Raw genomic sequence first — 23,173 nt, forward strand, 5'->3', positions numbered from 1 at the left:
GGTTTTCACCGGTGTTACCCTTTTGACGGGCAGCGTCGCGGTAGTAGTTGCGGAACTGTTTTTCCAATACGCCGTAGATACGACGAACTTTTTGTTTCTCGCGCAGCTGAACACCGTAGTCCGACAGACGCGCTTTACGCGCACCGTGCTGACCAGGGGCGGTGTCAATCTTGCACTTAGAATCAATCGCACGAACACCTGACTTCAGGAAGAGGTCGGTGCCCTCACGACGGCTAAGCTTAAGCTTAGGACCGATATATCTTGCCATCTTCTTTCTCCAACAATCCTAGACCAAGTAGCTACAGCGTTATACGCGGCGCTTCTTGGGAGGACGACAACCGTTGTGCGGGATCGGAGTCACATCAGTAATGTTAGTGATGCGGAAACCAGCCGCGTTCAGGGCGCGGATGGAAGACTCACGACCGGGACCCGGACCTTTGACCATGACTTCCAGGTTCTTGACGCCATATTCTTTGGCCATCTCACCAGCGCGCTCGGCAGCTACCTGAGCAGCGAACGGGGTGGACTTACGAGAACCACGGAAACCGGAACCACCAGAAGTAGCCCAAGACAGAGCATTGCCCTGACGGTCAGTAATGGTCACGATTGTGTTGTTGAAAGATGCATGAACGTGCGCAATACCGTCGCTCACTTGCTTTTTAACGCGCTTGCGAGCACGAGTCGGAGTTTTAGCCATTTTCTACCTTCCCGTTACTTCTTGATAGCCTTGCGCGGACCCTTACGGGTACGAGCGTTGGTCTTGGTACGTTGACCACGAACAGGCAGGCTACGACGGTGACGCAAACCACGGTAGCAACCCAGATCCATCAATCGCTTGATGTTCATGGAAATCTGACGACGCAGGTCACCTTCAACGGTGAATTTACCTACTTGTTCACGCAGACTCTCGATCTGAGCTTCGTCCAGGTCTTTAATTTTCACATTCTCAGCGATACCGGCTGCGGCACAGATGGCCTTGGAGCGGGTACGACCGACGCCATAAATCGCAGTCAAAGCGATGACTGCATGCTTATGGTCAGGAATGTTAATGCCAGCGATACGGGCCACTATTCACTCCTACATATAGTAGATTACGACCACCACAAAGCCCGTGAGCGGATACGTGGCGGTCAACCAATACACAACAAAAGTTGGCTGGCTATATTAGCCAGCACAACTATTTGTTGCAAGTACTAACCGTAAAAAATTAGCCTTGGCGCTGTTTATGCTTTGGCTCGCTGCAAATCACACGCACCACACCGTGACGCTTGATGATTTTGCAGTTACGGCAGATTGCCTTAACGGAAGCACGAACTTTCATTGCTTAACTCCGTAACTACGCCGACCTTTAGCGGCCGTAGCCCTTCAGGTTGGCCTTCCTCAGGACGTCGCCATATTGATGAGACATCATATGGGTTTGTACCTGAGCCATGAAGTCCATGATAACTACCACGATAATCAGCAGCGAAGTGCCACCGAAGTAGAACTGTACGTTCCAGGCAGTCATCAAGAACTGGGGTACCAGACAGATAAAGGTTATATAGAGCGCACCTGCCAATGTCAGGCGAGTCATAACCTTATCGATGTAACGTGCTGTCTGCTCGCCCGGGCGAATCCCCGGGATAAAGGCTCCACTCTTCTTCAGATTATCTGCTGTCTCGCGGGGGTTGAACACCAGCGCGGTATAGAAGAAGCAGAAGAAGATAATGGCTGCTGCATACAGCATCTCGTAAAGCGGTTGACCCGGCTGCAGGACCATAGAGACCTGTTGCAGGATATCAGCTACTTTACCCTCACCCTGACCAAACCAGGAGGTAATGGTCCCCGGGAAGAGGATGATACTGGATGCGAAAATCGCAGGAATCACACCAGCCATATTCACTTTCAACGGCAGGTGTGTGCTTTGCGCGGCAAATACCTGGCGGCCTTGTTGACGCTTGGCATAGTTAACGACGATACGACGCTGACCACGCTCCACGAACACCACAAAGTAAGTCACTGCGAAAACAATCAAGCCCAGCAACAACAACAGCAGGATGTGCAATTCCCCTTGACGTGCCTGTTCGGCCGTAGCGCCAATGGCATGCGGCAGACCAGCAACGATACCTGTGAAAATAATCAACGAGATACCATTACCAATCCCACGCTCGGTAATCTGTTCACCCAACCACATCAAAAACATGGTACCGGTGACCAGACTCACAACCGCTGTGAAATAGAATCCTAGACCCGGATTAGTCACGAGTCCATGCATCATATTCGGCAGACCGGTTGCAATACCAATGGCCTGGAAAGTTCCCAAAACCAGCGTGCCCCAACGGGTATATTGGCTAATCTTGCGACGGCCGGATTCACCTTCTTTCTTGAGTTCAGCAAGAGTGGGGTGAACCACTGTCAGCAGCTGGATAATGATCGACGCCGAAATGTACGGCATGATCCCCAACGCAAGAATAGAAGCACGCGAGAGTGCACCACCACTGAACATGTTGAACATCTCAATGATGGTGCCCTTCTGTTGCTGGAACAACTCGGCCAGTACGGCGGCGTCAATACCAGGAATCGGCACATAAGAGCCTGCACGGAAAACGATAATCGCCCCGAGAACGAAGAGCAGACGGCTCTTCAGTTCACTCAGACCACCCTGTGCTTTAACATCCAATCCTGGTTTCTTAGCCATTGTACTGATTATTCCTCGATTTTACCGCCAGCGGCCTCGATGGCTGCGCGTGCACCTTTGGTGACGGACAGACCACGAACGGTCACAGCACGGTCAATGTTGCCTGACAGAACAACTTTAGCGAACACGATGTTCTTAGTAACAACACCGGCTTGCTTCAGAGTGCTCAGGTCGACCACATCACCTTCTACCAGGGCGATTTCGTTCAGACGCACTTCGGCAGAAACCAAAGATTTGCGAGAGAAGAAACCGAACTTCGGCAGACGGATTTTCAAAGGCATCTGGCCACCTTCGAAACCGTTGCGAACTTTGCCGCCACCGGAACGAGAGGTTTGGCCTTTAACACCACGACCACCAGTCTTGCCCAGGCCGGAGCCGATACCACGACCACGACGTTGTTTTTCAGGCTTGGAACCAGCGGCCGGAGACAGAGTGTTCAGACGCATGCTTAGCCCTCCACCTTAACCATGTAATAAACCTGGTTGATCATGCCGCGTACGCAAGGAGTATCTTCCAGCTCAACGGTGTGACCAATGCGACGCAGACCCAGACCACGCAGAGTCGCCTTGTGCTTTGGCAGACGGCCGATAGAGCTGCGAGTTTGAGTTACTTTTACAGTGTTAGCCATGTCGCATTACCCCAGAATTTCTTCAACGCGCAGACCACGCTTGGCAGCGATCTGTTCCGGTGATTGACCGTGAACCAGAGCGTCTACAGTAGCGCGAACAACGTTGATTGGGTTGGTGGAACCGTAGGTCTTGGCCAGCACGTTGTGGATACCGGCAACTTCCAGAACAGCGCGCATGGCGCCGCCTGCAATGATACCAGTACCTTGGGAGGCCGGCTTCATGAACACGGTGGAGCCAGAGTGAACACCACGCACCGGGTGGTGCAGAGTGCCGTTGTTCAGCTCAACCTTGTTCAGGTTACGCTTAGCCTGTTCCATTGCTTTTTGAATAGCAGCCGGAACTTCACGGGCTTTACCGTAACCGTAACCTACACGGCCGTTACCATCACCCACCACGGTCAACGCGGTGAAGGACATGATACGACCACCTTTAACAGTTTTCGAAACACGGTTTACTGCAATGAGCTTTTCTTGCAGTTCGCCGGCTTGAGATTCGACTTTAGCCATCTTCGACTCCTAGCTTAGAACTGAAGACCAGCGTCACGTGCGGCAGCTGCCAAGGCAGCAATGCGACCGTGATACTTGAAACCGGAACGATCGAAAGATACGTTCTGAACGCCTTTGGCAATAGCACGCTCAGCGATAGCCTTACCTACAGCGGTAGCAGCATCTGCGTTACCGGTGTATTTCAGAGCTTCACTGATGGCTTTCTCTACTGTGGAAGCAGAGGCCAGAACTTCGGAACCGTTGGCTGCAATAACCTGCGCATAGATATGACGCGGGGTACGGTGAACAACCAGACGGGTAGCTCCCAGTTCCTGCATCTTTTTCCGAGCACGAGTAGCACGACGGAGACGAGCTGCTTTCTTGTCCATAGTGTTACCTTACTTCTTCTTAGCTTCTTTAGTACGCACTTGCTCGTTGGCATAGCGTACACCCTTGCCCTTGTAGGGCTCCGGAGCGCGGTAAGCACGGATATCGGCGGCGACTTGGCCAACCAGCTGCTTGTCGACGCCACGCAGAACGATTTCTGTAGCAGTCGGGCACTCAGCGGTCACACCAGCCGGCAGCGCATGCTCTACCGGGTGAGAGAAGCCCAGAGCCAGCGCAACAGCATTGCCCTTGATGGAGGCTTTATAACCTACACCAACCAGCTGCAGCTTGCGCTCGAAGCCTTGGGTAACACCGATTACCATGTTGTTGACCAATGCACGGGCAGTACCGGCCTGAGCGTCAGCACCAGCGATGCTGCCGCGCGGGGCGAACTTCAGTACATTGTCTTCTTTGGTCACTTCTACACCGGCGTGAATAGAGCGAACCAGAGAACCTTTACCACCTTTGATGGTCAGTTCCTGGCCGTTCAGAGTCACCTCTACGCCAGCAGGAATAGTGACGGGTGCCTTAGCAACACGAGACATTTCCTACCTCCTATTAAGCGACGTAGCAGATGATCTCACCGCCCATGCTTGCTTTGCGAGCAGCACGGTCAGTCATCACACCTTTAGACGTGGACACGATAGCAACACCGAGACCGCCCATAACTTTCGGCAGATCAGTAGTGCGCTTGTAAATACGCAGGCCTGGACGGCTTACGCGTTGGATCAGTTCTACAACTGGCTTGCCCTGGAAATATTTCAGTTCAATTTCCAGTTCCGGCTTCACGTCACCAGCTACGGAGTAGCCAGCGATGTAACCTTCTTCTTTCAGCACTTTGGCGATAGCCACTTTCAGCTTGGAAGAAGGCATGGAAACCGCAACTTTGCTCGCCGCCTGACCGTTACGGATGCGGGTCAGCATATCCGCGATCGGATCTTGCATGCTCATAAGTCTAACTCCCGAGATTCGTTACCAAGAAGCCTTCTTCAGGCCCGGAATTTCGCCCTTCATGGCATGCTCACGCACTTTGATGCGAGACAGGCCAAACTTGCGCAGGAAACCGTGCGGACGACCAGTAATATTGCAACGGTTACGCTGGCGGGACGGACTGGAATCACGGGGCAGCTGTTGCAGTTGCAGTACAGCATCCCAACGCGCTTCTTCAGAAGCGTTCATGTCAACGATGATAGCTTTCAGCTCGGCACGCTTGGTCGCGTACTTGGCTACCAGCTTGGCACGCTTTGCTTCGCGCGCTTTCATGGATGTTTTAGCCATAACCCTAACCTTACTTGCGGAATGGGAAGTTAAAGGCAGCCAGCAGAGCACGGCCTTCTTCATCGGTATTCGCGGAAGTGGTGATGGTGATATCCAGACCACGGACGCGATCGACTTTGTCATAGTCGATTTCCGGGAAGATGATCTGCTCACGCACGCCCATGGAGTAGTTACCACGACCGTCGAACGCTTTAGCGTTCAGGCCACGGAAGTCACGGATACGCGGTACGGAGATGCAGATCAGCCGTTCCAGGAACTCCCACATACGCTCGCCACGCAGGGTTACTTTACAACCTATCGGGTAGCCTTCACGAATCTTGAAGCCCGCAACAGATTTGCGAGCTTTGGTGATCAGCGGCTTCTGACCGGAAATGGCAGCCATATCGGCAGCAGCATTTTCCAGCAATTTCTTGTCAGAGATCGCTTCACCAACACCCATGTTCAGGGTGATTTTCTCGATCCGAGGGACTTGCATGATAGTCTTGTAACCGAACTGCTTGGACAGTTCATTTACTACATCGGATTTGTAGTAATCATGCAGTTTCGCCATCGTTAAACTCCAATTACTTCACAAGTTCGCCGGTGGATTTGAAGAAACGGACTTTTTTGCCGTCTTCAATCCGGAAACCAACGCGGTCAGCTTTGCCAGTGGCAGAGTTGAACAGCGCTACGTTTGATACATCGATGGGGGCTTCTTTGGTGACGATACCGCCAGCCTGACCCAGTGCGGGTACCGGCTTCTGGTGTTTCTTCACCTGATTGATGCCTTCCACGATTACCTTACCTTTTGCAATCAGGACTTGAGTGACTTTGCCACGCTTGCCCTTGTCTTTACCGGTAAGAACAATCACTTCGTCTTCGCGACGGATTTTAGCTGCCATCGTTCGACTCCTTACAGTACTTCGGGTGCCAGGGACACAATCTTCATGAACTTCTCATTACGCAGTTCACGGGTCACCGGGCCAAAAATACGAGTACCGATTGGCTGTTGGTTGTTGTTAAGCAACACAGCCGCATTGTTGTCGAAACGGATGACAGAGCCGTCCGGACGACGAACGCCTTTACGGGTGCGTACGACCACCGCGTTATACACATCACCTTTCTTCACTTTACCGCGAGGAATGGCTTCCTTGATGGAAACCTTGATGATGTCGCCGATGCCGGCGTAACGGCGGTGCGAGCCACCCAGAACCTTAATACACATTACACTGCGAGCGCCGGAGTTGTCGGCAACACCCAGCATACTTTGCATCTGGATCATCTTAGTGCTCCGCTTTGTTTACTTCTTATCCCTAATGGGATCTGGCTGCCTTCAAAAGGCGCGAAACTATAACACAGGATTTTCAGAAAAGGTAGCCTAAAAAACAAACGGCCCCTGAAAGGGGCCGCTGGACTACAAAGTACCGATTAGGCCTTTTCTACAACGGCAACCAGGGTCCAGGACTTGGTCTTGGACAGCGGGCGGCATTCGCGGATTTCCACGAGGTCGCCAGCTTTGCACTCGTTGTTTTCGTCATGCACGTGCAGCTTGGTAGTGCGCTTGATGATCTTACCGTAGATCGGGTGCTTTACCTTGCGCTCGATAGCAACAGTGATGGACTTGTCCATCTTGTCGCTGATTACACGACCTTGCAGAGTACGGATCTTGTCAGTCATTACGCACCTGCCTTCTCAGTCAGTACAGTCTTGATACGTGCGACGTCACGACGCACTTGTTTCAGAGTGTGAGTCTGAGCCAGCTGGCCGGTGGACGCTTGCATGCGCATGTTGAATTGCTCACGCAGCAGGCCCAGCAGCTCCTGGTTCAGTTCTTCGACGCTCTTTTGACGCAGATCTTGGGCTTTCATCACATCACCGTCTTAATTACGAAAGTGGTCTGAACAGACAGCTTAGCTGCGGCCAGGGCAAACGCTTCACGCGCCAGAGCCTCAGGTACACCGTCCATCTCGTACAGAACCTTGCCAGGCTGGATCGGGCAAACCCAGTATTCCACGTTACCCTTACCTTTACCCATACGAACTTCGAGGGGCTTTTCGGTGATGGGCTTGTCCGGGAACACACGGATCCAGATCTTACCTTGACGCTTAACGTGACGGGTCATGGCACGACGGGCTGCTTCGATTTGACGAGCAGTCAGTTGACCACGGGATGTCGCCTTCAGGCCAAAGGTACCGAAGGATACTTCGTTACCAGAGGTGGCCAGACCGCGGTTACGACCCTTGTGGGTCTTGCGGAATTTAGTACGCTTAGGTTGCAACATTTACCGAATCTCCTTACTTAGCAGCGCGGCGCTTGTTGTCACGCTTGGGCTTTGCAGGAGCTTGCTCTTGAGCAGCGGCAGCGTTAACAGCAGCCAGACCGCCCAGAACTTCGCCCTTGAAGATCCAAACTTTAACGCCGATCACACCGTAAGTGGTGTGGGCTTCAGAAGTTGCGTAGTCGATGTCGGCACGCAGGGTGTGCAACGGCACACGACCTTCACGGTACCATTCGGTACGCGCGATTTCAGCGCCGCCCAGACGACCGGAAACTTCCACTTTGATGCCCTTGGCACCCAGGCGCATTGCGTTCTGTACGGCGCGCTTCATAGCACGACGGAACATTACACGACGCTCCAGCTGGGAAGTGATGCTGTCGGCAACGAGTTTGCCATCCAGCTCCGGCTTGCGGACTTCGGAAATGTTGATCTGAGCAGGCACGCCAGCAATAGTGGCTACAGCTTTGCGCAGCTTCTCAACGTCTTCGCCTTTCTTACCGATTACAACACCCGGACGAGCGGTGTGAATGGTCACACGGATGCTCTTGGCCGGACGCTCAATGGTGATCTTGGACAAGGACGCGTTTTTCAGTTCCTTGGTCAGGAACTGGCGTACTTGAAAATCGCTGTACAGGTTGTCAGCGAAGTCTTTGGTGTTCGCGAACCAGGTAGAATTCCAAGGCTTGGTAATACCCAGGCGAATGCCATTAGGATGTACTTTCTGACCCATTGCTTATCTCCCAGCCTTAGCGTCGGATACCACTACAGTGATGTGAGCGGTACGCTTGAGGATACGATCCGCACGACCTTTGGCACGCGGACGGATGCGCTTCATGGAGGGACCTTCGTCGACCATGATAGTAGCAACACGCAGCGCGTCGATATCGGCGCCTTCGTTGTGCTCAGCGTTTGCAATGGCAGATTCCAGCACTTTCTTAACCAGCACTGCAGCCTTTTTCGGGCTGAAGGTCAGGATATTCAGAGCCTTGTCTACGGACAGACCACGTACTTGATCGGCTACCAGACGAGCTTTCTGGGCAGAAGTACGGGCATAACGGTGTTTAGCGATAGCTTCCATCATTTATCCCTTAGCGCTTCTTAGCCTTCTTATCAGCAGCATGGCCGCGATAAGTACGAGTCGGTGCGAATTCACCCAGTTTGTGACCGATCATTTCTTCGGTAACGAAAACCGGAACGTGCTGACGACCATTATGGACAGCGATGGTCAAACCGATCATGTTCGGGATGATCATTGAACGACGGGACCAGGTTTTAACCGGCTTTTTATCCCCGCTTTCCACCGCTTTCTCTACCTTCTTCAGCAAGTGCAGGTCAATAAATGGACCCTTCTTGAGAGAACGTGGCATGGTGATTCCTCTATGTTAACAATTACTTGTTACGACGACGTACGATGTACTTGTCGGTACGCTTGTTCTTACGGGTCTTGAAGCCTTTAGCCTTCTGGCCCCATGGGGACACAGGCTGCATGCCCTTGTTACGACCCTCACCACCACCGTGCGGGTGGTCAACCGGGTTCATCGCCATACCGCGAACGGTCGGACGAATACCACGCCAGCGGTTTGCACCGGCTTTACCCAGTTGACGCAACATGTGCTCGGAGTTACCGACTTCACCGATGGTAGCGCGGCACTCGGCCAGAACTTTACGTACTTCGCCGGAACGCAGACGCAGAGTTACATAGTTACCTTCACGAGCCAGGATCTGGATGAAAGTACCAGCGGAACGAGCCAGCTGGGCACCTTTACCAGGCTTCATCTCTACAGCGTGAACGGTAGAACCAACCGGGATGTTGCGCATCGGCAGGGCGTTACCTACCTTGATGGCTGCATCAGCACCAGAAGCGATCGCGTCACCAGCTTTCAGGCCTTTCGGAGCCAGGATGTAACGACGCTCACCGTCTGCATACAACACCAGAGCGATGTTAGCGGTACGGTTCGGATCGTATTCCAGGCGCTCTACTTTAGCCGGGATACCGTCTTTGTCGCGCTTGAAGTCGACGATACGGTAGTGCTGCTTGTGACCACCACCGATATGACGGGTAGTGATACGGCCGTTGTTGTTACGACCACCGGACTTGCTTTTGCTGTCCAGCAGAGCGGCGAAGGGCTTGCCCTTGTACAGCTCTTGATTGACGATCTTGACGACGTGGCGGCGGCCCGGAGAAGTAGGCTTGCACTTAACGATTGCCATTTTTGAGAACTCCTCTTACTCGGCTGCGCCCATGAAGTCGATGTCCTGACCAGCTTTCAGGGTCACATAAGCCTTTTTCCAATCGGAACGACGGCCTACGCGTGCACCTGCGCGCTTGGTCTTACCCTTCATGTTCAGGGTACGGACGGTCTCAACTTCGACCTCGAACAGTTTCGCAACTGCAGCTTTGACTTCCGCCTTGGTAGCATCAACAGCAACTTTGAACACGATAGTGTTCTGCTTTTCTGCAACCATGGTGCTCTTTTCAGAGATGTGCGGAGCCTTCAGAACTTTCAGCAGACGCTCTTCACGGATCATGCCAGCATCTCCTCGATTTGCTTAACTGCATCAGCAGTCATCAGAACCTTGTCGAAAGCGATCAGGCTGACCGGGTCGATACCGGCAACGTCACGCACGTCAACTTTGTACAGGTTGCGAGCAGCCAGGAACAGGTTCTCATCGACTTCAGCAGTCACGATCAGAACGTCAGTCAGTTCCATTTCTTTCAGCTTGGCGATCAGTTCTTTGGTCTTCGGAGCTTCGATGCCGAACTTCTCAACAACGATCAGGCGCTCTTGACGTACCAGCTCGGACAGAATGCTACGGATAGCGCCGCGGTACATCTTCTTGTTTACTTTCTGGCTGTGATCTTGCGGCTTAGCAGCAAAAGTCACACCACCGGAACGCCAGATGGGCGAACGGATGGAGCCAGCACGGGCACGACCAGTACCCTTCTGACGCCACGGCTTTTTGCCGCCACCAGACACTTCAGAGCGAGTCAGCTGCGCACGAGTACCCTGACGGGCACCAGCGGCATATGCAACGACGACCTGGTGAACCAGAGCTTCGTTGAATTCGCGCCCGAAGGTAGTCTCGGAAACTTCAAGAGCGCTCTTGGCGTCTTTCATTACCAATTCCATTACTATCTCCTCAGACGTTACGCTTTGACGGCAGGTTTGACGATCACGTTGCCGTTGGTTGCACCCGGTACTGCACCTTTGATGAGCAGCAGGTTGCGTTCAGCGTCAACACGAACCAGTTCCAGGTTCTGAGTCGTTACACGCTCAGCACCCATGTGACCAGCCATCTTTTTGCCCTTGAATACACGACCCGGAGTCTGGTTCTGACCGATAGAACCCGGAACGCGGTGAGACAAGGAGTTACCGTGGGTCATATCCTGGGTGCGGAAGTTGTGGCGCTTAACAGTACCAGCAAAGCCCTTACCTTTGGATGTGCCGGTAACGTCTACCAGCTTAACGTCAGCGAGAAGATCTACTTTCAGCTCGCTACCAACAGTGAAAGTTTCACCGTTGTTCAGGCGGAATTCCCACAGACCGCGACCGGCTTCTACACCAGCTTTGGCGAAGTGGCCAGCTTCCGGCTTGGTCACACGGCTGGCTTTTTTGGCGCCAGTGGTAACCTGAATAGCGTTGTAGCCGTCGGTTTCTACAGATTTGACCTGAGTTACACGGTTAGCTTCAACTTCGATAACAGTCACCGGGATAGAAACGCCATCTTCAGTGAAGATGCGAGTCATACCCACTTTGCGACCTACAAGACCGATTGTCATTGTTATCAACCTCTTTCCGTAATTAACCCAGGCTGATCTGGACGTCTACACCAGCTGCCAGATCCAGACGCATCAGGGCGTCTACGGTCTTGTCAGTCGGCTCAACGATGTCTACCAGACGCTTGTGAGTGCGGATCTCGTACTGATCACGCGCATCTTTGTTGACGTGCGGGGAGATCAGGACGGTGAAGCGCTCTTTGCGAGTCGGCAGCGGAATAGGACCGCGAACCTGCGCGCCAGTGCGCTTAGCAGTTTCAACGATTTCCGCAGTGGATTGATCAATCAGGCGATGATCAAAAGCCTTCAGGCGGATACGGATTCTTTGGTTCTGCATTGACAGAGCTCCAATAGATAAAAGAACATAAATCAACACCGCCCGACCGAGATTTCTCCCGCCAGAGGTGTGATTTTTCACGTTTCCCCCCATATCGGGAGGACTGTATGGCTGGCTCCTGTAAACAGGAAACTCAGCAGCAGACATATCGTCTGGCTTACCTCATGGGTAAGCGGAGGGGATTATACGGATTTTTCAAATTTGCGCAAGGGAAAGCGAACAGATTATGCGCAGTTTTATGTGACAGATGGATCTCGCCTGCGGCAGCGCACTCTGCTGCCAACACCCAGGTAACGACAATGTTACAAGCAGACTGGTAGACTGTGCGCTTGCCTCTGTCAGTGGAACGACATCCCATGCTCAAAGATCAAAAGAAAGCCTATCAGTATGGCCTTTGCGCCGTTGCCCTCTGGTCGACGGTCGCCACAGCCTTCAAGATCTCCCTCGCCTATTTCGAACCTGTGCAACTGTTGCTTGTGGCCGCCTTCACCTCGACTCTCACGCTGACAGCCGTCGTCGCCAAACAGGGCAAACTGCCGCTGCTGAGGAGCTACATCAAAGCCCGCCCTTTCTACTACCTGACTCTGGGCGTGCTGAATCCCTTTCTCTATTACCTGTTGCTGTTCAAAGCCTATGATCTGCTGCCTGCCCAGCAGGCACAGACCCTCAACTACACCTGGGCCATTACCCTCAGTCTGCTGGCCGTCCCCTTCCTCGGCCAGAAGCTGCGTCGGCGTGATGGCGTCGCTATCGTGCTGGGGTATTTTGGCGCGCTGGTGATCGCCACCAGAGGGGATGTATTCGGCCTCCAGTTCGACAGCCCCCTCGGCGTGACGCTGGCGCTGGTCTCGACCCTCATCTGGGCCAGCTACTGGATCCTCAACACCCGCAATCAGGGAGATCCCATCGTCAGCCTGTTGCTCGGCTTTATGATCAGCCTGCCTTTTATCGTCGTGGCGACCTGGTTGCTCTCCGATTTTGCCATGACCGCCTGGCAGGGATGGGCTGGTGCCATCTATGTGGGACTGTTCGAAATGGGCTTCGGTTTTGTGCTCTGGCTGATGGCGCTGCGCCATGCCACCAACACGGCCCCCATCAGCAACCTCATCTTTATCTCGCCGTTTGCCTCACTGGTGCTGCTCAACCTGTTGATCGGCGAAGCCATCCATCCAGCCACTCCCATCGGGTTGGCGCTCATCGTTGCCGCCCTGCTGATCCAGCAACTCAAGTACGGCAAACGTTATCGTGCATCAGTCGAAACAAAGAGCTGACCATGCAGAAGGGCGTATCCACGGATACGCCCTTCTCTCAATCCATCCACTCCTGTGGCTGATGTTTCGGCAGCCGCATCTCGACCAACAAGCCGCCGAGATCCGAGCTTCCCAACCGGATAGTGCCGTGGTGCTGGGCGACTATCTTGGCCACGATGGCCAACCCCAAGCCACTGCCGCCAACGGTACGCGCCACATTCCCCTGAGTAAACGGCTTGAGCACCCGGGAATAGTCCTGCTCCGGAATGCCGGGGCCATCATCGGAGAGGCGCAGGCGCACCCAGTGTCCATCGTCCTTCAACTCGGCATACAAGCGGCTCGCCCCATAACGCTGCGAGTTGCTTGAGAGGTTGTTCAACACCCGCCGGATACTGACCGGATTGCAGGCCACCCGCACCGCCTCTTGCGGCAGCGCCAGATCAACCTCCAGCCCCTGCTCCGAGTAGATCAGCAAGGTATCGTGCACCAGCTGGGTCAGATCGATCGGCTCCAGATCCTGGCCCTCATCCGGGCGGATGTAATCGATGAACTGATCGATGATGGCATTGGACTCATCGATGTCGGCGTTGATGCTCTCCTTGAGGTACTCGTCACCGGAGGACATCATCTCGGTCGCCAGCCGGATGCGGGTCAGCGGAGTGCGCAGATCGTGGGAAACCCCCGCCATCATCAGGTTACGCTCCTCGATCAGGCTCTTGATGGAGTGCGACATGTGGTTGAAGGTGCGGGTCAGTCGCCTTACTTCCCGTGATCCCAGCTCCCCCAGCGCCTCGGGGAAATGGCCTCTGGCCACCGCAACTGCACCAGCCTCGAGATCCTCGAGCGGGCGCACCAGCTGCCGTGCAAAGCGCCAGGCCGCAAACAGGGTGATCACCAGCAGCACGCTCAGATAGATGATGAGGGGTTCGATATCGTCATCTTCAATCTCGGTCAGCGGGATCCGCACCCAGATTTTGCTGGCCTGCGGCGGCTGGATCCAGATGATGTAGTGATCCTGGATCTCGACCCGCACCTTGGCCGGGCCACCCAGCTCGCGACTGATGTTCTCCTCCAGATAGGGGTATGGCTTGGCCTCGTTGAAGCCATGTTGCACCGCCTCGCTCTGGGTATAGATATCGGTACCGGTCGTCACATAGACCAGCGCCTCGGCATCTTCGCTCAGCGCCAGTTGTTCCGTGTTGACCGGAAAGATCAGCTTGACCTGATTGGCCAGCAAGTGACTGATCTGCTTGACGGTTGGCGCCAGCAGATAGTTGTAGAAGGTGACATAGGAAACCGCTTGATAGACCACCAGAACGGCAGCCAGAAACCAGAGCATGCGCGAGAACATGCTGCCGACCTTTTTCATGCACCGTCACCATCTGGCACGAACACATACCCCAGACCCCAGACGGTCTGCAGATAGCGGGGCTGGGCCGGATCCTGTTCCAGCAGGCGGCGCAGGCGAGAGACCTGCACGTCGATGCTGCGCTCGGTGGCGGTGTATTCACGGCCACGGGCCAGATTCATCAGCTTGTCGCGGGAGAGCGGCTCGCGCGGATGGCTGACCAGCACCTTGAGCACCGCAAATTCACCGCTGGTGAGCGCCATCGGCTCGCCATCCCGACTCAGCTCGCGGGTCGCGAGATTGAGTTGAAAAGCTCCGAAGTTGACCACCTTTTCTGCAGCAGAGGGAGCCCCCGGCAGCTCGACGGTATGGCGGCGCAGCACGGCACGGATCCGCGCCAACAGTTCGCGGGGGTTGAACGGCTTGGGCAGATAGTCATCGGCCCCCATCTCGAGCCCGACGATGCGATCCACTTCATCCCCCTTGGCGGTGAGCATCAGCACCGGGATCTGGTTGCCCGCTTCCCGCAGACGACGGCAGATGGAGAGCCCATCCTCCCCCGGCAACATCAGGTCGAGCACCATCAGGCTGAAATTTTCACGAGTCAGCAAGCGATCGGCCTGCTCGCCATTGGCCACGCCGCGCACTACGAATCCCTGCTCGGTGAGATAGCGCTCCAACAGGGAACGTAATTTCAGGTCATCGTCCACGACCAGGACCTTGTATTGCTGCTGACTCATTGCTTTGCCTCTTCATTCTTTAGCTGCCCCCAATACTAGGGGGGGATATAGCGGGAGCAAAGCACAAATATGTTACCGGTTATTACCCGTCCCGAGAGCGTGACGGCCATCAAGTCACTGCGCTGGCCAGCGACTCCCTGAATGGCGCCAGCCGAGCCATCACGATTTCCCTCGACAGCAAGAGGACAAAAGCTAATATTCCCGAGCAGTTAGCGATGAATACCCCCCTTTGACCAGGTCCGCATCACCATGAAGACAAAGCTGATCACCCGCGAAGGCTACAACAAGCTGAAAGAAGAGCTCGATTTCCTCTGGCGCCAGGAGCGCCCCGAGGTCACCAGGAAGGTGGCATGGGCCGCCAGTCTGGGGGATCGCAGCGAAAATGCCGACTACCAGTACAACAAGAAGCGGCTGCGGGAGATCGATCGGCGGGTGCGTTACCTGCGCAAGTGCCTCGAAGAGCTGGGGATCGTCGATTATGCCCCCGCGCAGGAGGGCAAGGTCTTCTTCGGCGCCTGGGTCGAGGTGGAAAACGAAGAGGGCGAGACCAAGCGCTTTCGCATCGTCGGCTATGACGAGATCTTCGAGCGCAAGGATTACATCTCCATCGACTCCCCCATGGCCCGCGCCCTGCTCAAGAAAGAGGTCGGTGATGAGGCCATCGTCCGTACGCCAGTTGGTGACGTCTGCTGGTATATCAACGAGATCAGCTACCCCAAATAGCCGGGCTGCTGGTGAGCTGCTTGCCACAGGCACATCCTGAGTCACAGGTGCAATGGCAAGATATGCGCTCTCCCCTGCGACTTATCAGTCTGACTGGTGCAGACCCCGGCGCAGGGTGGCATCCCGCAACACGACCCCATATAGTGCTCACACTTGGCGCCTGATGGCGCGGACTCGACCACAGAGGCCCTCAACAACATCATGATGCAAACCATAGAGAGACAGATTGCCGGTGAGCTCAATGCTCGCCCGGAGCAGGTGCAGGCCGCTGTGCGCCTGCTGGATGAAGGCTCGACCGTGCCCTTTATCGCCCGTTACCGTAAAGAGGTGACTGGCGGTCTGGACGACAGCCAGCTGCGTACTCTGGAGAGCCGCCTCGGCTATCTGCGTGAACTGGAAGATCGCCGTCAGGTGATCATTCGCTCCATCGAAGAGCAGGGCAAACTGACCCCCGAGCTGATGCGCGAATTGAATGACGCCGACAGCAAGACCCGACTGGAAGACCTCTACCTCCCCTACAAGCCCAAGCGCCGCACCAAGGGGCAGATGGCGATCGAAGCCGGGTTGGAGCCGCTTGCCAACCTGCTGCTCAGCGACCCGATGCAGGATCCCGAGCAAGCTGCAGCCACCTTCCTCAATCCCGAACAGGGCATTGCCGACAGCAAGGCTGCCCTCGACGGCGCCCGCTATATCCTGATGGAGCGCTTCGCCGAGCAGGCCGACCTGCTTGAGAAGTTGCGCGACTACCTGTGGCAGAATGCCACCCTGCGCGCCCGCGTGGTGGCAGGCAAGGAGCAGGAAGGGGCCAAGTTCAAGGACTATTTCGAACACGACGAACCCCTGCACAAGGCCCCCTCCCACCGGGTGCTGGCCATGTTGCGCGGCCGTAATGAAGGGATCCTCAATCTGGCGCTGGTAACCGGTGACGATGAGAGTGCCAGCCCCTGCGAAGGGATCATTGCCCACCACCTCAAGCTCAATCTGCAGAACCGCCCGGCTGACAAATGGCTGCAAGGGGTGGTGAGCTGGACCTGGAAGATCAAGTTGTCGCTTCAGATGGAGACCGAGCTGATCGGCCGTATCCGCGAGTCGGCAGAGGAGGAGGCAATCAAGGTGTTCGCCATGAACCTCAAGGATCTGCTGATGGCGGCCCCGGCCGGCATGCGCTGCACCATGGGGCTGGATCCAGGCATCCGCACCGGGGTCAAGGTTGCCGTGGTGGATGCCACCGGCAAGCTGGTCGATCACGCCACCATCTATCCGTTCGAACCAAAACGCCAGATTGATCAGAGCCTCAAGACCCTGAGCGAGCTCTGCCAGAAGCACAAGGTCGAGCTCATCAGCATCGGCAACGGTACCGCCTCGCGGGAGACCGACCGGCTGGTGAGCGATCTGTTCGAACGCTATCCGGCCGCCAAGGCCCAGAAAATCGTGGTAAGCGAAGCGGGAGCCTCGGTCTATTCCGCCTCCGAGCTTGCCTCCCAGGAATTCCCGGATCTCGATGTCTCGATCCGTGGCGCCGTCTCCATCGCCCGCCGCCTGCAAGACCCGCTGGCCGAGTTGGTCAAGATCGACCCCAAGAGTATCGGGGTGGGCCAGTATCAGCACGATGTTGGCCAGAGCCAGCTGGCCCGCCGGCTGGATGCCGTGGTCGAGGATTGCGTAAACGCGGTCGGGGTGGATGTGAACACCGCCTCGGTCGCCCTGCTCAACCGGGTTTCCGGCCTATCCCAGACGCTGGCCCAGAACATCGTCGCCTACCGGGATGAGCACGGCGCATTCAAGAGCCGTCAGCAGTTGCTGAAAGTGAGCCGACTCGGCCCCAAAGCCTTCGAACAGTGCGCCGGCTTCCTGCGCATTCGCGGCGGCAGCAATCCCCTCGACAGCTCGGCGGTACACCCGGAGTCCTATCCGGTGGTGGAGCGGATCCTCGCCAAGCTGGAGCAGACCGTGGAGAGCCTGCTCGGCAACAGCAGCCTGCTGCGCAGCCTGAAACCGGACGATTACACCGATGAGCAATTCGGTGTGCCCACCGTCACCGACATCATCGGCGAGCTGGACAAACCGGGCCGCGACCCGCGCCCCGAGTTCAAAACCGCGACCTTCAAGGAAGGGGTGGAGCAGATCAGCGACCTGGTGCCAGAGTTGGTACTGGAAGGGGTGGTCACCAACGTCACCAACTTCGGCGCCTTCGTCGATATCGGTGTTCATCAGGACGGGCTGGTGCACATATCCTCCCTGACCGACCGTTTCGTCAAGGATCCCCGCGAGGTGGTCAAGGCGGGCGACATTGTGCGGGTCAAGGTGCTGGAAGTGGACGCCCCGCGCAAGCGGATCAGCCTCACCATGCGCCTCGACGAGAAAGCCGGGCAAGCTTCCCGCAAGCCGGCTGAAGCGCGCAATAGCAGTGCCGGCAACACCAAGCCAAGAAATGAGCCGCGGCAAAGCCCCCCTATGGGTGGTGCCATGGGCAACGCCTTCGCGGCAGCGCTCTCCAAAGCGAAAAAGTAACGACACCTTCCAGAACACCTCTGAATGCAAAAAGCCCCGCAAGGGGCTTTTTTACACGCGAAGCTCAGGATCACTGCATCAGGGCAGCAAGAATACTCTCGGGCTCTCCATGCTGGGCCAGCACCTCCCGCAGTCGGTTGAATGCCTTGCAGGCCTCTTGCGGATACTTGCCGTAAGAGACGACACCGGTGTGGCTCCAGCCAGCCGCCAGCATCACTTTCTTCTTGAAACTGGTTCCTTCAGTTCCCCCTCCCCCGAGCTGCATCAGAAACTGCTCCATCTGCAGGTGGGGAGGCGGTACACGGGAGAAGGTGGTGAAATCTTCCGCTTTGACTTCATCGAAATGCATGACAGCTCCTGTGAAATTGGAATGGGCCTGATCTTCAGGTTAGTTGCAAAACAGGCAAAGCAGCTGAAAGTTTGGCGAGAGTGATTCAGATATGCAGACTGAGGGACTGGGTCGAGGCCGGGCTGACAGCCTGTTGATAGTGGCCCGCGATGACGCTGTTGCGCTTGTCCATATAGGCACTCAGCACGCCGCCCGATTTTGCGCTCTGCTCGGCCATCAGCTCTTTGCGTGCCTTGGCCTCACTCGCGGCGGCGCTGCGCGCGACGGCCAGATCCTGCGCGGAAGGCTCGGCAGGCGCCAGCGCTGCAGCGCGGATCTGCTGCATCTTGGCGATGGTGGCGGCAGGGTCACCGGGTACGACACTGGTATCGATCTGGACTTCGCCACCCGTCGCATAACGCTTGCCATCCGGCCCTTGCGTAAACTGATAGGTGGGCGAGCTGGCGTACTCTCCACCCGCAGACTGGTGCGCCTGCTCGTGAGTGCGCACCTCCTTGTCACGCTCGACAAGATCCTGAACCTGCTGCTCTTGCCGCTGTTGCTGCTCCTGCTGTTTGGGATCTTGCTGCTTGCGCTGCCCATCCTCAGCAGTTGCCTCAACAAAGCGATTGTCTGGCAGTGTCGTCGGGGCTAATTGCCCGGTTTCACGGCTGTTCTGGGAGGTCTGATTGCTGGAGGCCTGAGCGGCTTTGGATTTCTCTTTCTGGGAGCCGACTTCGGATTCGGCAACGGAGGCTTGGCCCGCTCGGGCCTGCGGGATCAGTTCTGCCCGGCGATTATCCGTCCTCGCCGCTTCCACTTGGGGTTGCAGCTGTGTCGGGATAAGGGGAGGCAGACTGACATTGATGTTCATCTCACACCCGGATGTCGATCAGGGTTCCCATCATCTCGCTGGCCGTCTGCACTACCTTGGCAGAAGCGCCAGCCTGCTGCTCGGCCACCTTGAGATTGACGAGCTCATCGGTCACTTGCACCTGATCCCCGCTGGGGGTGTTAAGGCGGGCGATCTGACTGGATGCCTTGTCGGCAATCTGCTCGGCTCGCTGAAACCCCTGAACCCCGCTGTTGAAAGCAGAATCAATACGCATGGTGTTACTCCTCTGGTCACAGCTTAATTATCCGCCAGACCAGAGGATTAATGAAGCTTGCAGGCTGTTTTTTAGCCAACAAAATCTCGAACGATTTCAATGAATTCGTCAGGATGGGAGATAAAAGGTGCGTGTGAGGCCTTATTAAGGGTCACGCTGCGGCTGGCAGGGTAGAGATCATCCAGCAGGGGAATGGCCGCCTTGGGCACCAATGAATCCAGTCGGCCATAGATCCGCAACCAAGGCAGATCCAGCTTCCGCAGCGGTTCGCGCAGGTCAATGTCGGCCAACAGCGTCAGCCCGGCCTCGAGTGCGGCAAACTGGGGTGTCGGGCGCTCGGCCAGCCAGTGGCGCAACTGACGGATATCGTCCCGGGCATGTTCGCTGCCCATTGCCTGGATCGCCAGAAAGCGCTCTATGGTCTGGCGAAAATCCCCCGCCAGCATCTGGTTGAAGCCGGTCAGTACCTTGGGGGCGATCCCCGGCCACTCATCACGGGCCATAAAACAGGGGGAGCTGGCTACCGTGATCAGGGAGTGCAACCGATCGGGATGAGTCTGCGCCAACTGGCTTGCCACCAGACCGCCGAGCGACCAACCAAGCAGATGGCACTTCTGCGGCAAGATGGCGGCCACCTGCTCGGCAAGCCAGGGCAGGCTGTAATCCACCTCGTCTGCCAGCGGGCTGTTGCCAAAGCCGGGCAAATCCACCAGATGAACCCTGTAGTGGAGCGCCAATTGCTGGGCAATACCATGCCAGACCGCACCATTCATCCCCCAACCGTGCAACAGCACCAGATCGGGCCCCTGGCCAAACTGCTCTACCGATATGCTCATCTAGACTCAAGATCCCTGTTCATGCTCTTGGGGTCAGCATGTTAAAGCGACTGCTCGCTAAAGCAAGCCCGCTGCTCGGCAGCCACGGCGACTGGCAAGGGAGCTGCCTGCTCTGCCATCAGCCTTGCGACAACGAGCCCCTGCTCTGCAGTTGGTGTCGGCAGGCGTTGCACAATCAGAGCCAAGATGCCGCCTCTGCGCCGCACCGCTGGCTGACTATATAGAAGAGAGCATACCGGTCTGTGGTCGCTGCCAGCGCAGACCTCCTCCCTGGGAGCGGTTGCAGGTGATTGGCGACTACCGGGCCCCCTACCCCGTGCTGATCCCCCGGCTCAAATATTCCGGTCAGATCCTGCTGGCACCGCTACTGGCACGCCTCTTGGCCGATCATCTGGATGGCTGCGAGCCGCCGGAGGCGATCATTCCAGTTCCCCTGCACTGGTGGCGGCAGTGGCGGCGCGGGTTCAATCAGGCGGAGGAGATCGCGCAAGCCCTTGGCGAGTTCACCGACATTCCCTGCGACAACACCCTGTTGCAGCGCATCAAGGCAACACCGCAGCAAACAACCCTGAGCGCCGGGCAACGGCGCCGCAATCTGCGCGGGGCATTCCGGATCCGCTCCCACCAATACCATCATGTCGCCCTGCTCGATGACGTTGTGACCACAGGCGCCACCGCCGGTCAGCTCAGCCGCCTGCTCCATGAGAGCGGCATCACAAACGTAGAAGTGTGGGCAATCTGTCGTACCCTGCGGCACAGCAAGTAGCCATCGGCATGCTACCCAAGCATTAATAACCGCGTTATCATGAATACCCTAGTCGTACACTCAGGTTTATGAGGATAGTGATGATCAGCATTTCCGACGCCGCCCAGGCCCATTTCCGTAAACTGCTGGAAAAACAGCCTGATGGCACCAATATCCGGGTGTTTGTGGTCAATCCGGGAACCCAGAATGCCGAGTGTGGCGTATCGTATTGCCCGCCCGATGCCGTGGACCCGGAAGATCAACACCTGCCCTTCAGCGGCTTCGACTGCATGGTCGATCCCCTGAGCGCCCCCTTCCTGGTGGATGCCACCATCGACTTCGTGACCGATCAGATGGGCTCCCAGCTCACCCTGAAAGCACCGAACGCCAAGATGCGTAAAGTGGCCGATGACGCGCCGCTAATCGAGCGCATCGAGTACGTGTTGATGTCCGAAGTGAACCCCATGCTGGCCGGTCACGGTGGCAAGGTCACCCTGGTCGAGCTGACTGAAGACAAACTGGCCATCCTGCAGTTTGGGGGTGGTTGCAACGGTTGCTCCATGGTCGATTACACCCTTAAAGAGGGGATCGAGAAGCAGCTGCTGGAGAAGTTCCCGGGTGAGCTCAACGGCGTGAAAGACGCCACCGAGCACCAGCGCGGCGACCACTCCTACTACTGATTTGCAGCCCTTGCAGCAAAGAAAAGGCCCCGCCATCTGGCGGGGCCTTTTGCATGGGCAATCGGCAGATTACTCGTCCTTCTTGTCTCGCGACAGCAGAGCGATGGCCGCCTCTTTCGGGTTCTTACCCTCGTAGAGCACCTTGAAGATCTGCTCGCAGATGGGCATCTCGACGCCGCAGCGGGCCGCCAGCAGATGCACCTCTTTGGTGTTGCGATACCCCTCCACCACCTGACCGATCTCGGTCATGGCGGTGTTCACATCCTTGCCAGCCCCGAGGGCCAGCCCGAAGCGACGGTTGCGCGACTGGTTGTCGGTACAGGTGAGCACCAGATCCCCGAGCCCCGCCATCCCCATAAAGGTTTTGGCATCGGCACCCAGTGCCGCACCCAGACGCTGCATCTCCACCAGACCCCGGGTGATGAGCGCGGTTCTGGCATTGGCGCCAAACCCGAGCCCGTCGGAGAGACCGGCACCGATGGCGATGACGTTCTTCACCGCCCCACCCAGCTGCAGACCGACGAAGTCCGGATTGGTATAGACCCGGAAGGAGCGGCCACAGTGCAGCAGATGGGAGAGATCGTCGGCGAACTCGTCGTGGGTCGAAGCGACCGAGATGGCGGTCGGCAGACCGGCAGCCAGCTCTTTGGCGAAGGTGGGGCCGGAGATCACCGCCAGCGGTATCTCGTCACCCAGCACTTCACGGGCCACATCCTGCAGCAGACGCCCACTGTCCGGCTCCAGACCCTTGGTGGCCCAGGCGATACGGGTATCGGGGCGCAGGAAGGGTTTGATCCGGGTCAGCACATCGCCAAAGACATGGCTTGGCACGACCAGCAGCAGCACGGGGGCAGCCTGTACCGCACATTGCAGATCCGCAGTCAGTTGCAAATCAGCAGGAAAAGGGACATCAGGCAAAAATGCCTTGTTGCAGCGGTCTTGTTCCAGCTCGGCGACATGAACGGGGTCGTGACCCCACAGCAGGGTCGGATGACCGTTGCGCGCCAGAGAAATGGCAAGGGCGGAGCCATAAGACCCCGCCCCCAAGACCGAGATAGCGATCTGGTCAGCCATT

General features: G+C 56.5%; 37 protein-coding genes and 1 pseudogene (1 of these 38 running past the window's edge). 5 read left to right on the plus strand and 33 right to left on the minus strand.

Annotated elements, in window-relative coordinates; genetic code table 11:
- The 26 genes from rpsD to rpsJ all read right to left on the minus strand — a co-directional run.
- Window positions 1-268, minus strand: the beginning of a protein-coding gene (rpsD, locus tag ACTG2B_RS21600; RefSeq protein ID WP_005340600.1) for a 30S ribosomal protein S4. Its footprint begins 353 nt before the window's first position; 268 of the gene's 621 nt are visible here — the first part of the coding sequence; the start codon lies at window positions 266-268; its stop codon lies off the left edge, out of view.
- A 39-nt stretch (window positions 269-307) separates the two neighbouring features.
- Window positions 308-697, minus strand: coding sequence for a 30S ribosomal protein S11 (gene rpsK / locus ACTG2B_RS21605; RefSeq protein ID WP_005307993.1), 390 nt, complete (start codon window positions 695-697; stop codon window positions 308-310).
- Between the two features lie 14 nt (window positions 698-711).
- Window positions 712-1,068, minus strand: coding sequence for a 30S ribosomal protein S13 (rpsM, locus tag ACTG2B_RS21610; protein ID WP_005307991.1), 357 nt, complete (start codon window positions 1,066-1,068; stop codon window positions 712-714).
- A 139-nt stretch (window positions 1,069-1,207) separates the two neighbouring features.
- Window positions 1,208-1,321: a 50S ribosomal protein L36 gene (gene rpmJ / locus ACTG2B_RS21615; protein WP_005319705.1), complete on the minus strand. Its 114-nt coding sequence runs from the start codon at window positions 1,319-1,321 to the stop codon at window positions 1,208-1,210.
- A 27-nt stretch (window positions 1,322-1,348) separates the two neighbouring features.
- The gene (secY, locus tag ACTG2B_RS21620; protein WP_201968347.1) at window positions 1,349-2,677 is read right to left on the minus strand and encodes a preprotein translocase subunit SecY; all 1,329 of its coding nucleotides are present in this window, start codon (window positions 2,675-2,677) and stop codon (window positions 1,349-1,351) included.
- 8 nt (window positions 2,678-2,685) lie between these two features.
- Window positions 2,686-3,123 carry a 50S ribosomal protein L15 gene (gene rplO / locus ACTG2B_RS21625; protein ID WP_005340604.1) on the minus strand — a complete coding sequence of 146 codons (438 nt, stop codon included), beginning with the start codon at window positions 3,121-3,123 and terminating at the stop codon, window positions 2,686-2,688.
- A gap of 2 nt (window positions 3,124-3,125) precedes the next feature.
- Complete coding sequence (rpmD, locus tag ACTG2B_RS21630; RefSeq protein ID WP_005307985.1) at window positions 3,126-3,305, minus strand: 50S ribosomal protein L30; 180 nt, start codon at window positions 3,303-3,305, stop codon at window positions 3,126-3,128.
- 6 nt (window positions 3,306-3,311) lie between these two features.
- Window positions 3,312-3,812: a 30S ribosomal protein S5 gene (gene rpsE / locus ACTG2B_RS21635; protein ID WP_005340605.1), complete on the minus strand. Its 501-nt coding sequence runs from the start codon at window positions 3,810-3,812 to the stop codon at window positions 3,312-3,314.
- Between the two features lie 14 nt (window positions 3,813-3,826).
- Window positions 3,827-4,180 (minus strand): 50S ribosomal protein L18, encoded by a 354-nt coding sequence (gene rplR / locus ACTG2B_RS21640; protein WP_005340606.1) that lies wholly within the window; start codon window positions 4,178-4,180, stop codon window positions 3,827-3,829.
- Between the two features lie 9 nt (window positions 4,181-4,189).
- Complete coding sequence (gene rplF, locus ACTG2B_RS21645; protein WP_005340607.1) at window positions 4,190-4,723, minus strand: 50S ribosomal protein L6; 534 nt, start codon at window positions 4,721-4,723, stop codon at window positions 4,190-4,192.
- A gap of 13 nt (window positions 4,724-4,736) precedes the next feature.
- Window positions 4,737-5,129: a 30S ribosomal protein S8 gene (gene rpsH / locus ACTG2B_RS21650; RefSeq protein WP_005307980.1), complete on the minus strand. Its 393-nt coding sequence runs from the start codon at window positions 5,127-5,129 to the stop codon at window positions 4,737-4,739.
- A gap of 21 nt (window positions 5,130-5,150) precedes the next feature.
- Window positions 5,151-5,456 (minus strand): 30S ribosomal protein S14, encoded by a 306-nt coding sequence (gene rpsN / locus ACTG2B_RS21655; RefSeq protein WP_005340609.1) that lies wholly within the window; start codon window positions 5,454-5,456, stop codon window positions 5,151-5,153.
- A gap of 10 nt (window positions 5,457-5,466) precedes the next feature.
- A complete protein-coding gene (rplE, locus tag ACTG2B_RS21660; protein ID WP_005331162.1) occupies window positions 5,467-6,006 on the minus strand; it encodes a 50S ribosomal protein L5 in 540 nt (179 codons plus the stop codon).
- 13 nt (window positions 6,007-6,019) lie between these two features.
- A complete protein-coding gene (gene rplX, locus ACTG2B_RS21665; RefSeq protein ID WP_005307977.1) occupies window positions 6,020-6,337 on the minus strand; it encodes a 50S ribosomal protein L24 in 318 nt (105 codons plus the stop codon).
- Window positions 6,338-6,348: 11 nt separating this feature from the next.
- A complete protein-coding gene (gene rplN, locus ACTG2B_RS21670) occupies window positions 6,349-6,717 on the minus strand; it encodes a 50S ribosomal protein L14 (protein ID WP_005307975.1) in 369 nt (122 codons plus the stop codon).
- 146 nt (window positions 6,718-6,863) lie between these two features.
- A complete protein-coding gene (rpsQ, locus tag ACTG2B_RS21675; protein ID WP_005307966.1) occupies window positions 6,864-7,112 on the minus strand; it encodes a 30S ribosomal protein S17 in 249 nt (82 codons plus the stop codon).
- The gene (gene rpmC, locus ACTG2B_RS21680) at window positions 7,112-7,303 is read right to left on the minus strand and encodes a 50S ribosomal protein L29 (protein WP_005307965.1); all 192 of its coding nucleotides are present in this window, start codon (window positions 7,301-7,303) and stop codon (window positions 7,112-7,114) included. Before rpmC ends, rpsQ begins: the two co-directional genes overlap by 1 nt.
- On the minus strand, window positions 7,303-7,716 hold the full coding sequence (rplP, locus tag ACTG2B_RS21685; protein WP_005340612.1) for a 50S ribosomal protein L16: 414 nt from the start codon (window positions 7,714-7,716) through the stop codon (window positions 7,303-7,305). The genes rpmC and rplP overlap by 1 nt, the downstream gene beginning before the upstream one ends.
- A 13-nt stretch (window positions 7,717-7,729) precedes the next feature.
- The gene (gene rpsC, locus ACTG2B_RS21690) at window positions 7,730-8,443 is read right to left on the minus strand and encodes a 30S ribosomal protein S3 (RefSeq protein ID WP_005307962.1); all 714 of its coding nucleotides are present in this window, start codon (window positions 8,441-8,443) and stop codon (window positions 7,730-7,732) included.
- A 3-nt stretch (window positions 8,444-8,446) separates the two neighbouring features.
- Window positions 8,447-8,791 (minus strand): 50S ribosomal protein L22, encoded by a 345-nt coding sequence (rplV, locus tag ACTG2B_RS21695; RefSeq protein WP_005319741.1) that lies wholly within the window; start codon window positions 8,789-8,791, stop codon window positions 8,447-8,449.
- A gap of 10 nt (window positions 8,792-8,801) precedes the next feature.
- On the minus strand, window positions 8,802-9,080 hold the full coding sequence (gene rpsS / locus ACTG2B_RS21700; RefSeq protein WP_005307960.1) for a 30S ribosomal protein S19: 279 nt from the start codon (window positions 9,078-9,080) through the stop codon (window positions 8,802-8,804).
- Between the two features lie 22 nt (window positions 9,081-9,102).
- Window positions 9,103-9,924: a 50S ribosomal protein L2 gene (gene rplB, locus ACTG2B_RS21705; protein WP_005340614.1), complete on the minus strand. Its 822-nt coding sequence runs from the start codon at window positions 9,922-9,924 to the stop codon at window positions 9,103-9,105.
- A gap of 15 nt (window positions 9,925-9,939) precedes the next feature.
- A complete protein-coding gene (rplW, locus tag ACTG2B_RS21710; protein WP_005307955.1) occupies window positions 9,940-10,242 on the minus strand; it encodes a 50S ribosomal protein L23 in 303 nt (100 codons plus the stop codon).
- Window positions 10,239-10,844 carry a 50S ribosomal protein L4 gene (gene rplD / locus ACTG2B_RS21715; RefSeq protein ID WP_005340616.1) on the minus strand — a complete coding sequence of 202 codons (606 nt, stop codon included), beginning with the start codon at window positions 10,842-10,844 and terminating at the stop codon, window positions 10,239-10,241. Before rplD ends, rplW begins: the two co-directional genes overlap by 4 nt.
- Before the next feature lie 17 nt (window positions 10,845-10,861).
- A complete protein-coding gene (gene rplC / locus ACTG2B_RS21720; RefSeq protein ID WP_005340620.1) occupies window positions 10,862-11,494 on the minus strand; it encodes a 50S ribosomal protein L3 in 633 nt (210 codons plus the stop codon).
- Window positions 11,495-11,516: 22 nt separating this feature from the next.
- A complete protein-coding gene (gene rpsJ, locus ACTG2B_RS21725; RefSeq protein WP_005307944.1) occupies window positions 11,517-11,828 on the minus strand; it encodes a 30S ribosomal protein S10 in 312 nt (103 codons plus the stop codon).
- A gap of 356 nt (window positions 11,829-12,184) precedes the next feature.
- On the opposite strand from rpsJ, the gene ACTG2B_RS21730 reads away from it, so the two are divergent.
- The gene (locus ACTG2B_RS21730; RefSeq protein WP_106844201.1) at window positions 12,185-13,099 is read left to right on the plus strand and encodes a DMT family transporter; all 915 of its coding nucleotides are present in this window, start codon (window positions 12,185-12,187) and stop codon (window positions 13,097-13,099) included.
- Window positions 13,100-13,136: 37 nt separating this feature from the next.
- Here the strand turns inward: ACTG2B_RS21730 and envZ are convergent, their stop codons facing one another.
- Both envZ and ompR read right to left on the minus strand, forming a co-directional pair.
- The gene (gene envZ, locus ACTG2B_RS21735; protein ID WP_064339174.1) at window positions 13,137-14,447 is read right to left on the minus strand and encodes a two-component system sensor histidine kinase EnvZ; all 1,311 of its coding nucleotides are present in this window, start codon (window positions 14,445-14,447) and stop codon (window positions 13,137-13,139) included.
- Window positions 14,444-15,166: an osmolarity response regulator transcription factor OmpR gene (ompR, locus tag ACTG2B_RS21740; RefSeq protein WP_005340625.1), complete on the minus strand. Its 723-nt coding sequence runs from the start codon at window positions 15,164-15,166 to the stop codon at window positions 14,444-14,446. The genes envZ and ompR overlap by 4 nt, the downstream gene beginning before the upstream one ends.
- Window positions 15,167-15,415: 249 nt before the next feature.
- On the opposite strand from ompR, the gene greB reads away from it, so the two are divergent.
- Together greB and ACTG2B_RS21750 are read left to right on the plus strand one after the other, a co-directional pair.
- Window positions 15,416-15,889, plus strand: a complete 474-nt coding sequence (gene greB / locus ACTG2B_RS21745) for a transcription elongation factor GreB (RefSeq protein ID WP_005355349.1) — start codon at window positions 15,416-15,418, stop codon at window positions 15,887-15,889.
- Between the two features lie 201 nt (window positions 15,890-16,090).
- Entirely contained in the window at window positions 16,091-18,400 is a 2,310-nt protein-coding gene (locus ACTG2B_RS21750; protein WP_439996972.1) for a Tex family protein, read from the plus strand.
- A 70-nt stretch (window positions 18,401-18,470) separates the two neighbouring features.
- Here the strand turns inward: ACTG2B_RS21750 and ACTG2B_RS21755 are convergent, their stop codons facing one another.
- From ACTG2B_RS21755 to bioH, 4 genes are all read right to left on the minus strand, one after another.
- On the minus strand, window positions 18,471-18,749 hold the full coding sequence (locus tag ACTG2B_RS21755) for a hypothetical protein (RefSeq protein WP_219594986.1): 279 nt from the start codon (window positions 18,747-18,749) through the stop codon (window positions 18,471-18,473).
- Between the two features lie 85 nt (window positions 18,750-18,834).
- Complete coding sequence (locus ACTG2B_RS21760; protein WP_439996832.1) at window positions 18,835-19,602, minus strand: putative metalloprotease CJM1_0395 family protein; 768 nt, start codon at window positions 19,600-19,602, stop codon at window positions 18,835-18,837.
- A gap of 1 nt (window position 19,603) precedes the next feature.
- Entirely contained in the window at window positions 19,604-19,837 is a 234-nt protein-coding gene (locus ACTG2B_RS21765) for a flagellar basal body rod C-terminal domain-containing protein (RefSeq protein ID WP_069527608.1), read from the minus strand.
- A 71-nt stretch (window positions 19,838-19,908) separates the two neighbouring features.
- Window positions 19,909-20,673: a pimeloyl-ACP methyl ester esterase BioH gene (bioH, locus tag ACTG2B_RS21770; RefSeq protein ID WP_439996833.1), complete on the minus strand. Its 765-nt coding sequence runs from the start codon at window positions 20,671-20,673 to the stop codon at window positions 19,909-19,911.
- A 38-nt stretch (window positions 20,674-20,711) separates the two neighbouring features.
- On the opposite strand from bioH, the pseudogene ACTG2B_RS21775 reads away from it, so the two are divergent.
- Together ACTG2B_RS21775 and nfuA are read left to right on the plus strand one after the other, a co-directional pair.
- Window positions 20,712-21,439, plus strand: a pseudogene (locus ACTG2B_RS21775) (ComF family protein).
- A gap of 80 nt (window positions 21,440-21,519) precedes the next feature.
- Complete coding sequence (nfuA, locus tag ACTG2B_RS21780) at window positions 21,520-22,098, plus strand: Fe-S biogenesis protein NfuA (RefSeq protein WP_005340636.1); 579 nt, start codon at window positions 21,520-21,522, stop codon at window positions 22,096-22,098.
- A gap of 69 nt (window positions 22,099-22,167) precedes the next feature.
- On the opposite strand, the gene gpsA is transcribed toward nfuA, so the two are convergent.
- Window positions 22,168-23,172 carry an NAD(P)H-dependent glycerol-3-phosphate dehydrogenase gene (gene gpsA / locus ACTG2B_RS21785; RefSeq protein ID WP_421321432.1) on the minus strand — a complete coding sequence of 335 codons (1,005 nt, stop codon included), beginning with the start codon at window positions 23,170-23,172 and terminating at the stop codon, window positions 22,168-22,170.
- Window position 23,173 lies beyond the last annotated feature (1 nt).

The organism is Aeromonas sp. 30P (assembly GCF_051919805.1).
Lineage (GTDB): Bacteria > Pseudomonadota > Gammaproteobacteria > Enterobacterales > Aeromonadaceae > Aeromonas > Aeromonas veronii.